The organism is Streptomyces stelliscabiei, from assembly GCF_014873495.1.
In the GTDB taxonomy this organism is placed as follows: Bacteria; Actinomycetota; Actinomycetes; order Streptomycetales; family Streptomycetaceae; genus Streptomyces; species Streptomyces bottropensis.
Genome location: NZ_JADBGF010000001.1, coordinates 7,279,198 through 7,291,767, shown reverse-complemented (window position 1 = coordinate 7,291,767; position 12,570 = coordinate 7,279,198). Strand labels below are relative to the sequence as shown.

The window sequence follows — 12,570 nt, the reverse complement described above, 5'->3', positions numbered from 1 at the left end:
CGGAACGGGCCCGTTGGGCAGCGCACCGTGCCCCCTCGTCGTCCCCGGCGCGTCTGGAAGGGATGCCTCCGGGCGGACAGGATCGAGGGACAGGCACACGACACAGCAGGAGCACGACCGTGATCCACGAGGTGGACGAGGTCCTCAAGGGACTGATCGGCGGTGGTGCCCTGGCCGGCTCCGGCATCGACGTCGCCTTCGAGGCGCCGACCCGCGACTGGGCGGCCCGGCGCAACGCGCCCGCCGTCAACGCCTATCTGTACGACATCCGTGAGGACGTCTCCCGTCGCCAGCGCGGCCACATGCCGGTCCGTGACAGCCGGGACATCGTCGTGCGGCGCCGGCAGCCGCCCCGCTGGTTCCGGCTGTCGTACCTGGTCACCGCCTGGACGAAGCGCCCCGAGGACGAACACCGGCTGCTCTCGGCGGTGCTGGCCACGCTGCTGCCGCACGAGTTGCTGCCCGCCGAGAGACTCCCGGGGGCGCTCGGGGCGCTGGGCCTGACCGTGCCGCTGTCCGTTGCGGGGCTGCACTCCGAGTCACGGTCCCTCGCGGAGATCTGGTCCGCGCTGGGCGGCGAGCTGAAGCCGTCCCTCGACCTGGTCGTCACCGTCCCGTTCCCGGCCTTCCCCGAGTACGACGCCGGTCCCCCGGTCACCGAGGGCGCGGCGATCCGGGTACGCGGCATGGACGGCTCCCTGGAGGGCTCGGAGGAACGCGCGCACCGGCCGGGCCGGTTGGCGTCCGCGCCGGACACCGGGGAGGGGCGACGTTGAGCACCCACACCACCCACGCGGCCTCCGGCACCTCCGGGTCCTCCGACACCGACGCGCTCCTCCTCCGGCTCGCCCGACTGCGCGACCGGGTCGCCGAGTTGGTGGCGGAGCGCGGTGCCGGTGATCCGACGGCCGGAGATCCGCTGCGGGGGCTGTACGTGTCCGAGGAGGGCGTACGGCATCTGCTGGAGCCGCCGGCGGGGCCGCACGCCCCCGTGTTCGAGGACGCCGAGGACGCCGCCGGCGCGGGCGTGGCTCCCGGCGGTCCGCTGGAGCGGCTCGCGGGGCGGCTCGGGCTGACCGAGCTGGACACGCGCATCCTGCTGATCGCCCTGGCCCCCGATCTGGACCGCTCCTACGAGCAGCTGTACGGGTACCTCAACGACGACGTCAGCCGGCGCCGGGCCACCGTCGGGCTCGCGCTCGATCTGTGCGGCCTGCCCGTGCAGCTGGCTCGGGCGCGGGCCCGGTTCCTGCCCTCGGCGCCGCTGAGCGCGCTCGGCCTGCTGACCGTCGAGGAGCCCGAACGACCCTTTCTCGGAAGGGAGTTGAGGGTGCCCGACCGGCTGGTCGCCCATCTGCTCGGCGACGACACGATGGACGCGGCGCTGGCCGGTCACGTGCGTCCGCTCGCGCCGTCGCCGTCGCTCCCGGCGGCGGCCTCGTTCACCTCCGCGTCCATGTCCGCGTCCGCGACCTCGGAGGACGGTGGGTTCACCGACCGGCTGGCCGGCCGGCTGGCCGCCGCACCGGTCACCGTGCATCTGCGGGAGCGGCGGGAGGGTGACGGGCTGGCGCGGGCCTCGGCTGCCCTGCGCACGGCGGGGGTGGAGGCCCTGCACTTCACGCCCCCGGCGGCCGAGGACGAGGCGGCCCGACTGCTTCCCCCGCTGCTGCGCGAGGCCCGGCTGCGCGGGTGCGCGGTCGTGGTGGCGCCGCTGCCGGAGCACCCGGGGCCGCTGTTCCGGGCGCTGACGACGGCCGACGTGTCCGTGCTGTTCACCGGCCCGCAGCCATACGACCCGCAGTGGTGCGACCGTGATCCGCTGGTCCTCGACGTGCCCCGGCAGTCCTCGGGTGCCGTGGAGGCCTGGGCGGCGGCGCTCGGTGCCGGTGCGGACGGGCCGGGGTTCGACCTGGCGGCCACGGTCGCCCCGTACCGGCTCGGCGGTGACCGGATCGAGCGGGCGGCCCGCGCGGCCGTGGACCTCGCGGCGTTCGACGGCAGCGAGGTGACCGCCGCCCATCTGCGGCTGGCCGCGCGGCTGCAGTCGGCCTCCGGTCTGGAACGGCACGCCCGCCGGATCCGCCCGGACGTCGGCTGGGACGACCTCGTCCTGCCGGACAAGCCCCTCGCCGAGCTGCGGGAACTGGCGCTGCGCGCCCGCCATCGCGACCGGGTCCTCGGCGACTGGCGGCTGAGCGCCGGGGGCGGCCGGGGCCGTGGGGTCCTCGGGCTCTTCGCGGGCGAGTCGGGCACCGGCAAGACGCTGTCGGCCGAGGTCGTGGCCGCCGAACTCGGCCTGGACCTCTACGTCGTGCAACTCTCCTCGATCGTCGACAAGTTCGTGGGCGAGACCGAGAAGAACCTCGAACGGATCTTCACCGAGGCGGACCGCACGGACGCCGTGCTGCTCTTCGACGAGGCGGACGCCGTGTTCGGCAAGCGTTCCGAGGTCAAGGACTCCCACGACAAGTACGCCAACATGGAGAGCGCCTATCTGCTCCAGCGCCTGGAGTCCTTCGACGGCATCGCCCTGCTGACCACCAATCTGCGGGCCAACATCGACGAGGCGTTCACGCGGCGGCTGGATCTGGTGGTCGACTTCCCGTTCCCGGACACCGCCCAGCGGCTGGCCCTGTGGCGGCACAGCCTCGCCGCGGTGCCCCGCGCGGACGACACCGACCCGGCGGCGGTCGCCCGCGACTTCGAGCTGGCCGGCGGTTCCATCCGCAGCGCGGTCGTCACCGCCGCCTACGCCGCCGCCGGGCGGGGCGGGCCGGTCACCTCGGCCGATCTGCGGGAGGGCGCCGAGCGCGAGTACCGCAAGGCCGGGCGGCTGGTGCCGGGCGAGGGCAACTGGTAGCGGGCGTCCGGCGGTTGCCGCCGGGCAGTGCACTCCGGCGGGGGCGTGGCCCCCGCCGGGGCGGGCCTACTTCACGCGCCACTTCTGGTTGGGCGTGCCCGCGCACGTCCACAGCTGGAGCCTGGCGCCGTCGCCGGTGCCGTTGTCCTTCACGTCGACGCACTTGTCGGCCTGCGGGTTGACCAGGTCCCCCTCGGTGCTGAGCACGAACTGCTGGGCCGGGTTGCCGCTGCACCTGGCCAGCTGGATGACGGCGCCGTCGTCCCGGGAGCCCCACGCCACGTCCATGCACAGCCCCAGGGAGCGCACGGTGCCGTCGCCCCGGAAGTCCCACTTCTGGTTGGCGGTGCCGGCGCACTCCCAGATCTGGAGCGGGGTGCCGTCCTTGCCCTTGCCGTTCTTCGCGTCCGTGACGTCGACGCAGCGGTTCGAACCCCGGCCGATGATGGCGAACCCCTTGGCGGCGGCGGGCTTCTTCGCCGTGGGCTTCGTGTCCGGTTCCGACCCGGACCCGGACCCTGAGCCCCCGGAGCCCGGGCCGGAGCCCGAACCCGGTTTCTCGGGCTGCTCCTCCTGCTGCTCCTGCTTCTCCTCCGGGGGAGCCTCGGGCGTCTCCGACGGGAGCGGCGCCGCCGAGATGCTCGGCGCCGGTGCCATCGCGGACGGGCTGCCGCTCGGCAGGGCCGTCGTACCGGCCTGCCGGAGATCGGTCGCGGCGCTGGTGACCTGGGGCTGGTAGGCGAACCACAGCGTCGCGAAGGTGATCGCCAGGGCCACGGCCACCCCGAGGCAGGTGGCGAGCCAGCCAGGCAGGAACCCCCGCTGGACGTAGGTGCCGTCGACGGCGTGCGGTGCGACGCCCGCCCGCTGGACGGCGAGCGCGTACGGTCTCTCCTCCCTGGACCCGAACCAGATGATCTGGCGCGGCTTCAGCGTGGCCTTCACGAACGCGGCGCGGCCGGGCTCGATCTGGACGTTGCTCGGATGGATGTCGTACGACAGTTGGTCGCCGTTGTCGCTGCCGCTGACGGCGGCGGTGACCTTGGTGTTGCCGAGGTTGTCGATGGCCAGCTTCGGCCGCCCCCGGAAGCGTCCCTTCACCGTCGGCGGGACGAGTTCCGCCCGCATCTCGGTGAACGGCGTGATCGTCAGGTTCCCCTCGGGGACGGTCGTCGCCTCGGGGTGCTGGGTCGGGGTGATCCGTACCGCGTACGGGTTCGGGCCGGCCGTCGCGTCGGGGGTGCGGGGCGGGGCGAACGTCAGCTCCACCGTGCCCGTCGTCCCCGGATAGAGCCGCAGCGTCTGGGGCTCCACCCTGGTCCAGGGCGCGATGTCACCCACCGGCTCGAAGCGGTACTCGTCGACGACGTCACCGGTGTTGCGCAGACGCAGCCGCACCGTCGTACTGCTCCCGGGGTCCACAGTCGCGGAGGCGGGTTCGAGGGATGTCCACAGGCTCACGTCAGGACGCTACGCGGCGGGCGGCGTCCGGTCAGGAGCCGTCGGGGCAGGCCCGGCTGCCCCGACGGCCACCGGCGCCCGCCCGGGCGGCCCTGTCACACCGTGAACTTGACGGCTTCGAGCCAGATGCCGTTGTCGAGGGTGCCGCCGAAGATGTAGTTCTCGCCCTCGCCCGGCTTGTCGCAGGCCAGGTTCTGCCAGCCCCGGTCCTTCTGGTGGACCGACTGGCAGACCCCCCTGCCGCCCTCGTCGACGTTGATGGTGAAGCCCAGCAGGTCCGGGGCGCCCGGCTTGGAGCTGCCGAAGTAGTTGTCGAAGCCGTCCTTCGCACTCGACCAGGGCTTCCCGCCATAGGTGCCCTGGCCGTTGGTCGAGTCGGGGTTGTGGACGAACGCGGCGCTGGCCGTGCCGTTGACGCCGGACACCGCGATGTTGAGGGCCTTGAGCGACCGGGCCTGACCCACCGTGCCGGCCGTGTCGCCGTCGCACTCCGGGGCCGTCCAACCCTTGCCGGTCACGAAGGCGCGGTAGCAGATGTGCCGGCCGCCCGGGTCCGACGCGGCCAGCTGCCGTACGGCGGTCGCGGCCGTGGGCGCGCGCTTCTTCTTCGGCTCGGACCCGCCGCCGGACCCGCCGCCGCTGCCGTCGCCGGACCCGCCTCCACCGGTGCCCGCCGCTTCCGTCTCCGTCACCTGCGGGGGCGGCGAGGAGGCGGGCGGGGCGGAGGGCGTGGGCGGCGGCGGGGTCGACGCCGGCGCCGAGGGGCTGGGCGCCAGCGTGCTGACCCCGGTCTTCTGCAGTTCGGTGGCGGCGCTGACGACCCTCGGCCTGTAGGCGAGCCACAGCGTCACGAAGGTGATCGCGAGGGCCAGGCAGATCGCGAGGCAGGTGGCGAGCCAGCCGGGCAGGAAACTCCGCTGCACGTAGGTGCCCTCGACGTCGAGCGGCGTGACCCCCGACCGCTTCACCGCGAGGGTGTACGGCCGCTCCTCCTTCGACCCGAACCAGGTGATCTGGCGCGGCTTCAGCGTGGCCTTCACGAACGCGGCGCGGCCGGGCTCGATCTGCACGTTGCTCGGATGGATGTCGTACGACAGCTGGTCGCCGTTGTCACTGCCGCTGACCGACGCGGTGACCTTGGTGTTGCCCACATTGTCGATGGCCAGCTTCGGCCGCCCCCGGAAGCGTCCCTTCACCGTCGGCGGCACGAGTTCCGTCCGCACCTCCGTGAACGGGGTGATCGTCAGGTTCCCCTCGGGAACCGTCGTCGCCTCCGGATGCTCGGTCGGCGTGATCCGCACCGCGTAGGCGTTCGGGCCGGCCACCGCGTCCGGGGTGCGGGGCGGGGCGAACGTCAGATCCACCGACCCCGTCGTCCCCGGGTACAGCCGCAGCGTCTGCGGCTCCACGGTCGTCCACGGCGCGATGTCACCGACCGGCTCGAAACGGTACTCGTCGACGACGTCACCGGTGTTGCGCAGACGCAACCGCACCGTCGTACTGCTCCCGGGGTCCACAGTCGCGGAGGCGGGTTCGAGGGAAGTCCACAGGCTCACGTCAGGACGCTACCGGGAGCGCGGGAGCCGGGTCAGGAGGAGAAGGTGCACGGTCGCGGTGCCCGAAAGGGCAGCGTGCGCGGGCTCGGGGGCGCTCACGGGGGCGCTGCCGCCGGGCCGGTGCCGGGGGGGCGGCCCGGGTGTGTCCGCGCCGATCGGCCCGACTGCCCCTCGGGGCAACGGACATGCCCCCGATCAGGTCCCCGAGGACGTTTCGACGGACGCGCTTCGCGCGTGAGGGTGAGAGGCGACCTGTCTCGTACCCCAAGGAGAGCAGAGCATGCCGTCCTACCTGTCGCCGGGCGTCTACGTCGAGGAGGTGGCCAGCGGCTCGCGTCCCATCGAGGGTGTGGGCACCTCGGTGGCCGCCTTCGTCGGCCTGGCCCCGACCGGTCCGCTGAACGAGCCGACGCTGGTGACCAACTGGTCCCAGTACGTCGCCGCCTTCGGCGAGTTCACCGACGGCTACTACCTCGCGCACTCGGTGTACGGGTTCTTCAACAACGGCGGCAGCGCCGCGTACGTCGTCCGGGTCGGCGGCACCGACCAGGGCGGCGCGTCCGCGGGCGGTCCGGCCGCGGTGACGGGTACCGCCGCGCCGGCCGCGCTGCCGCCGGGCGAGCCGAAGCAGCTGGGCACGTTCAGTGTGACCGCCATCGCGGGCGGTTCGCTGAGCGTCGAGGTCGCCGACCCCGAGGGCGAGGGTCCGGCCGAACGGTTCCGGCTGATCGTCAAGGACGGCGACAAGCCGGTCGAGACCTTCGACGTGACCGCCAAGAAGGGCGGCCGCAACTACGTCGTCACGCAGGTCAAGGAGCGCTCCAAGCTCATCACGGTCCAGGAGACGGCACCGGCCGCGCAGCTCGCGCGCCCCGACAACCAGACCGTGGCACTGGCGGCCCCCGCCGCGCCCGCGCCCGTCACGCCGGTCGCGGCGGACGACGGCCACCCCGGCCCGGCCCAGTACCTCGGCGACTCCGCCGACCGCACCGGCTTCGGCGGGCTGGAGGCCGTGGACGAGATCTCCATGGTCGCCGTGCCCGACCTGATGGCCGCCTACCAGCGCGGCGCGATCGACCTGGAGGCCGTCAAGGCGGTCCAGCTCGGTCTGATCGCCCACTGCGAGCTGATGGGCGACCGGGTCGCCGTCATCGACCCGCCGCCCGGCCTCAACGCCCGGCAGATCCGGGTCTGGCGCCAGGAGACCGCCGGGTACGACTCCAAGTACGCGGCGCTCTACTACCCCTGGATCAAGGTCTTCGACCCGGCCAGCGGCCAGTCCCGCGTCATCCCGCCGAGCGGCCACGTCGCCGGCGTCTGGGCCCGCAACGACTTCGAGCGCGGTGTCCACAAGGCGCCCGCCAACGAGGTCGTACGCGGCGCGGTGGATCTCGAACTCCAGATCACCCGCGGCGAGCAGGACCTGCTCAACCCCATCGGCGTCAACTGCATCCGTGCCTTCCCGGGCCGCGGCATCCGCGTCTGGGGCGCCCGCACCATGTCGTCCGACCCGGCCTGGCGCTACCTCAACATCCGCCGGTACTTCAACTACCTGGAGGAGTCGATCCTGATCGGCACCCAGTGGGTGGTGTTCGAGCCGAACGACCACGCCCTGTGGGCCCGGATCCGGCGCAACGTCTCCGCGTTCCTGGTCAACGAGTGGCGCAGCGGCGCCCTCTTCGGCCAGCGGCCCGAGGACGCGTACTACGTCAAGTGCGACGAGGAGACCAACCCGCCGGAGTCGGTCGACCTCGGCCGGGTCATCTGCGAGATCGGTATCGCGCCGGTCAAGCCCGCCGAGTTCGTGATCTTCCGGCTGGCGCAGTTCTCCAGCGGCAGCGGGGAGCTGGAGGAGTAGGCCCTCGCCGGCCCGCGCCCACCAGCGTTCGCGTACCAAGCCAGTTCTCCAGCCCCACCCCCTGCCCGACCCCCTAGAAGGACACAGAACAGATGAGTCTCGCGCCGGGTGACGCCCTTACCTCACACAATTTCGGCCTGCAGATCGACGGGGTGATGGTCGAGTACCTCGCGGAGGTCAGCGGCCTCACCCTCGAACAGGACGTCATCACGTACCAGCAGAACTCCGCGCAGGGACGGCCCGAGGTCAACCTGCTGCCGGGTGTGCAGAAGAACGGTCAGTGCACCGTGGTCCGCGGTATGACCCAGTCGGCCGCGTTCAACACGTGGATCAACGACTCCATCAACGGCCAGATGAGCTCGGCGCGCAAGAACGCGTCGATCATCATGATGGATTACCAGAACAATCCGGTGAAGCGGTACAACATGCGCAACGCCTGGTGCAGCAAGATCGACGCCAGCACCCTGAAGGCCGGCGAGGCGTCCGCGCTCACCGAGACGGTGACCATCGTCTTCGAAGAACTGGTCATCGAGTAATGCGGCGCACGGCTGGCAGGGCCGGCGCGGGCGCGGGCTCGATCGTGGACGTCCCCGGTGCGGGTCCGGGTGCGGTGGGTGCGGTGGCGGGGGCCGGGGAGGAGGCGGCTTCGGTCGCGTCCCCCTTTCCCACCACCGCCGTCCCTCCCGCCGCCGCCCCGGCGGTCGCGCCGGCGGCGCAGCGGCTGCGGACGGAGTTCCCGTTCGAGCTGCCGCGCGGGTACGTCGACGAGGCGGGGAACGTCCACCGGGAGGGCGTGATGCGTCTCGCCACCGCCCGGGACGAGCTGATCCCGCTGCGGGACGTCCGCGTCCAGGAGAACCCGGCGTATCTGTCGGTCGTGCTGCTCGGCCGGGTCATCACCCGGCTGGGCAACCTCCCGATGGTCCACGACGGGATCGTGGAGAACATGTTCGCGTCCGACCTCGCGTTCCTCCAGGACTTCTACCGGCAGGTCAACGCGGAGGGCCACACCCGCGCGGCCGTGGAGTGCCCCCACTGCTCCGAGCCGTTCGAGGTCGAACTCGGCGGGAGCCGCCTGGGGGAATCGTGACGTACGCGACCGACCGGCTGCACGAGGAGATCGCGTACGTCGCCTACCACTTCCACTGGGGCTTCGAGGAGATCCTCGACCTCGAACACCACGACCGCCGCCGCTACACCGAACAGATCGCGTCCCTCGTGACACGGGGCGGGTCGGAGGGCTGACACGTGGGGTTCTTGGATCGGCTACGGAGTGTCGCGGGCGCGGCGGGGGCGGCAGGACGTGGGGTCGGCTCGGTCGCCGCGGTCGGTGCGGTGACGTCTGCCGCCGGGGGTGCGGGCTCGGAGTCGGGTTCGCCGTCGCATTCACATTCGCATTCGGGTTCGGGTTCGGGTTCGGGTTCGGAGGGGAGTCCGGCTCCGGCCGCCGGTGCGGGCGGTGGCTCGGCCGCGGGGCGTGGGTGGGAGGGGCTCGCTCCGATCCAGCGTGCCCTCGGAGGGCGGGCCGCTGTCGCGGACGCCGGGTTCAGCGGGCGGTTGAGCACCTGGCAGAACCCTTCCTTCACCGGGACCCTGTCCCACGCCGTCCTGCCCGGAGCGCCGGGCGGGCTGGTCAGGGACGTCCTCACCACTTCGGCCGCACCGGTGGCCGGCCTCGAACTGCCCGTACGCACCCTCCCGGTGGCGCTCGACGAGCCCGCGCCCCAGCCCGACGCGCCCGGCGATGTACGGCCGGTGCAGCGCGCGCCGTACCAGGTCACGCCGTCCCGCCCGGCCGGCCCCCGGGTGACTCCCGTACCGCCCCGCACCACCCGCCGGGCGCCCTTGACCAAGGTCCCCACCACCCCACCGGCCGTCCAGCGCCGCGTGCTGCCGACGGTGCGGCCGCAGGCTGCCGGGGACATGGGGGGCGGGGGCTCGGGGGGCGGCTCAACGGGGCCCACGGCAGCGGGCGATGTGTCGTCCGGGCCGGTGGTGCCGAGCGGGACTTCGGGCGACGCTTCGAGTGGGCCCGCGGCACCGAGCAGTGCCCCGGGCCGATCCCCTGGTGGGCCTACGGCATCGGGCGGTACCACGGGAGGCCACGCGGCGATCGCCGACGGCCCGACGTCCGGGCCCAGGGCCGCCTCCGGCGTTGTCTCGTTGCAACGGTCGGTGCCGGGCGACGCCGCACCGAGGGGTACGGCGTCGAGGCGTACGGCGTCCGGGTCCGGCGCGTCGGGGTCCGGCGCGTCGGGGTCGGCGGCCTCGGGTGTGGGTCAGGTCGACGCTTCCGGTGCCCCTGTGAGGGCAACGGTCCAGCCGACGGCGGAAGTTGGCAGCGACACCCCCGTGGGCAGCAATGACAACACGTCCAGCGGCTCCGCCGACGCGGCGGCCGACCTCGGTCGCGCCGGGCTCGACATCCAGCGGGCGGCGACCCATGCGTCCCCTGAGTCCCCTGCATCCCTCGCGTCCCCTGCGTCCCCTGCGTCCCCTGCGTCCCCTGCGTCCCCTGCGTCCCCTGCGGGCCGTACGGCGGTGGACTCTCCCCAGGGTTCCCCCGCGTCCTCCGGATCGCCCCGGGTCACGGGACGGTCCGAGGTCACCGCCCAGCCGACGGCGACCGACTCGGGCCGCCCGGCCACAAGCCCGCATCGCACCCCCACCGCCCCCGGACGCATCGAAGACCCCGTTCAGCGGGCGACGGCCCACCCGGGCCGCACAGCGGCGAACCCCGGCCTCACGCCCACCAACCCCCAGGGCCTCCCCGCCACCCCTGGACAGTCCGAGGTCACCGTCCGGCCGACGGCAACCGACTCGGGCAGCGCGGGCACGAGCCCGCAACCCATCCGCTCCGCCCCCGGACACACCCAAGGCACCGTCCAGCGGGCGACAGCCCACCCGGGGCGCACGCCGGCAAACCCCGGCCCCACGCCCACCAACCCCCAGGGCCCCCCGCCCACCAACCCCCAGGGCCCCCCGCCCACCCCCGGACACACCGAGGCCACCGTCCAGCCGACGGCGACCCACCCCGGCCGTACGGCAGCGCACCCCGGCGGTAGCGCTAACCCGGCCGCAGCGACCGGCGCGGGCACCCCCGCCGCACCTGGACGCACCGAAGGCACCGTCCAGCGGGCGGCGGCCCACCCGGGCCGTACGGCAGCGGACACCCGCGGCACGGCCCCTGCCACGCCGGCAACCCGCTCAGCCGGTACGGGCACCGGCCCGCACGGCGCCTCTGGCGCCCCCGGACCCACCACCGCCGACACCGTCCAGCGCGCGGCGACGGGGTCCAGCGGTACGCCCGCCCACCCCGACGTGACCGTCACCCCACCGACCGCCCCGCACGTGAGCACGAGCACTGCCCCTGCTCCCGGCGATGCGCAACAGCCCGTGGCGGGACGCGGCCGCACCCCGGCCGAGGCATCCGGCACGGGCGGTGCCACGCCGAGCACAGCCCGTACCTCTCCCTCCGGCACGACCGCCACCACCGGCTCCAGCAGGGCAGCGGGCAGTTCCGGCCGCCCCAGCTCGACCGCCCCCGCCTTCGGAGCCGTGGACGTCCAGCGGGCGACAACCGGCACCGGCCGTACGGCAGCCGCGCCCGCCGGACCTCCCGCCGCACCGACCACCACCAGCACAGCGGCCGGCGGTCAGGGGACGGCCGCCCACGCCCCGGGCGGTACGGACACCACGCCCGCCGCGGCCACAGGCCCCCGTCGTTCCTCCCCCGCCCCGACCAGCCCGCGCACCCCCGGCGCGGCAAAGCGCCTGGGTCTCGGTGCCCCCACCTCCGGCCCCGTCCCGTCGGCCGTCCCCGCCCCCACGCCCCCCCCACCGACCCCCCTCACACCGTCGGTACCGGCACCCACCCCCCGTCAGCGCCCCCTCCTGGGCGCCCCGCTCTCCACCCCGCCCCAGGACGCGCAGCCCCTCTCCCCCCGCAAGCCCTCCGGCGGCGCGGGCCCCGCCTCGCCCCTCCCCCTGCAGCGGGCGACGACGACACAGCAGCAGGCCGTCCCCCTGAGACCCCCCGGCCAGGAACAGCGCCCTGAAGGGGCGCGGGGAACGGCGCGACCCGCCACCCCCACCCCGCAGTCGCCCATCACCCCCACCCGGCAACCCCTCGGGCGACCGGGCGCTGCCCCGTCGCCCGGCTCCGGCTCCAGAACCCCTGCGGTCCTGCCCTCTTCCGCCCCCACGGCCACGCCCCTGACCTCCTTCGCCACCGCGCCCCTCCCCGCGCGCCCCCTCACCCCCACCCGCGCCCTCACCTCGGCCCTGCCCACGCCCACGGCACCCCCCGTGATCCAGCGTCAGACCCCCCGGCCCGCCGTACCCCTGCGCCGCCCCGCGACCCCGGGCACCGGCCCCGCCGTACAACGCCTCAAGGCGCACCAGCCCGCCAGACCCGCCCAGCCCACCACCCCGCCCCCCACCGCGCGTCCCCTCACCGTCGCCCGCAAGGCCCCCGCCACCCCGCCCGTCACCCCCCGCGCACTCGCGCCCACACCGTCACTCGCGCCAGCGCCCGCGCCCGCACCCGCACCCGCACCCGCACCGATCCAGCGAGCCCCGGAAGCCCCCCTCCGCCCCACCCCCGCCACCTCGACCCCCACAACCACCGCCCCCACCACCTCCCCCGCATCCCCCTCCCCCGCGGCGGAGAACGACTCCCCCAGCCCCCCGTTCGACCCTCGCTCCCTCACCGACTTCCAGCTCGACGAACTGACCCACAAGCTCATCGGCCGCATCACCCGCCTCGTCCGCACCGAACTCCGCCTCGACCGCGAACGCGTCGGCAGACTCCGCGACCCCCGCCACTGACC

General features: G+C 74.2%; 9 protein-coding genes. 7 read left to right on the top strand and 2 right to left on the bottom strand.

The annotated features are described in order from the left end of the window. Nucleotides 1–119: 119 nt before the first annotated feature. Together H4687_RS32455 and H4687_RS32450 are read left to right on the top strand one after the other, a co-directional pair. Nucleotides 120–776 carry a DUF4255 domain-containing protein gene (locus H4687_RS32455; protein WP_005480053.1) on the top strand — a complete coding sequence of 219 codons (657 nt, stop codon included), beginning with the start codon at nt 120–122 and terminating at the stop codon, nt 774–776. Beyond that, entirely contained in the window at nt 773–2,863 is a 2,091-nt protein-coding gene (locus tag H4687_RS32450; protein WP_046918025.1) for an ATP-binding protein, read from the top strand. The genes H4687_RS32455 and H4687_RS32450 overlap by 4 nt, the downstream gene beginning before the upstream one ends. 66 nt (nt 2,864–2,929) lie before the next feature. Here the strand turns inward: H4687_RS32450 and H4687_RS32445 are convergent, their stop codons facing one another. Next, nucleotides 2,930–4,324 (bottom strand): RICIN domain-containing protein, encoded by a 1,395-nt coding sequence (locus H4687_RS32445; RefSeq protein WP_046918024.1) that lies wholly within the window; start codon nt 4,322–4,324, stop codon nt 2,930–2,932. A gap of 95 nt (nt 4,325–4,419) precedes the next feature. Continuing rightward, nucleotides 4,420–5,880, bottom strand: coding sequence for a hydrolase (locus H4687_RS32440; RefSeq protein WP_050399321.1), 1,461 nt, complete (start codon nt 5,878–5,880; stop codon nt 4,420–4,422). A gap of 280 nt (nt 5,881–6,160) precedes the next feature. On the opposite strand from H4687_RS32440, the gene H4687_RS32435 reads away from it, so the two are divergent. The 5 genes from H4687_RS32435 (at nt 6,161) to H4687_RS32415 (ending at nt 12,568) form a co-directional block, all read left to right on the top strand. Continuing rightward, nucleotides 6,161–7,738 carry a phage tail sheath family protein gene (locus H4687_RS32435; RefSeq protein ID WP_005480061.1) on the top strand — a complete coding sequence of 526 codons (1,578 nt, stop codon included), beginning with the start codon at nt 6,161–6,163 and terminating at the stop codon, nt 7,736–7,738. Nucleotides 7,739–7,830: 92 nt separating this feature from the next. Continuing rightward, on the top strand, nt 7,831–8,274 hold the full coding sequence (locus H4687_RS32430) for a phage tail protein (RefSeq protein ID WP_005480063.1): 444 nt from the start codon (nt 7,831–7,833) through the stop codon (nt 8,272–8,274). After that, complete coding sequence (locus tag H4687_RS32425; RefSeq protein ID WP_050399320.1) at nt 8,274–8,828, top strand: hypothetical protein; 555 nt, start codon at nt 8,274–8,276, stop codon at nt 8,826–8,828. The genes H4687_RS32430 and H4687_RS32425 overlap by 1 nt, the downstream gene beginning before the upstream one ends. Next, nucleotides 8,825–8,983, top strand: a complete 159-nt coding sequence (locus H4687_RS32420) for a DUF6760 family protein (RefSeq protein WP_005480066.1) — start codon at nt 8,825–8,827, stop codon at nt 8,981–8,983. Before H4687_RS32425 ends, H4687_RS32420 begins: the two co-directional genes overlap by 4 nt. 1,296 nt (nt 8,984–10,279) lie before the next feature. After that, entirely contained in the window at nt 10,280–12,568 is a 2,289-nt protein-coding gene (locus H4687_RS32415; RefSeq protein ID WP_192781745.1) for a hypothetical protein, read from the top strand. Nucleotides 12,569–12,570: the final 2 nt, after the last annotated feature.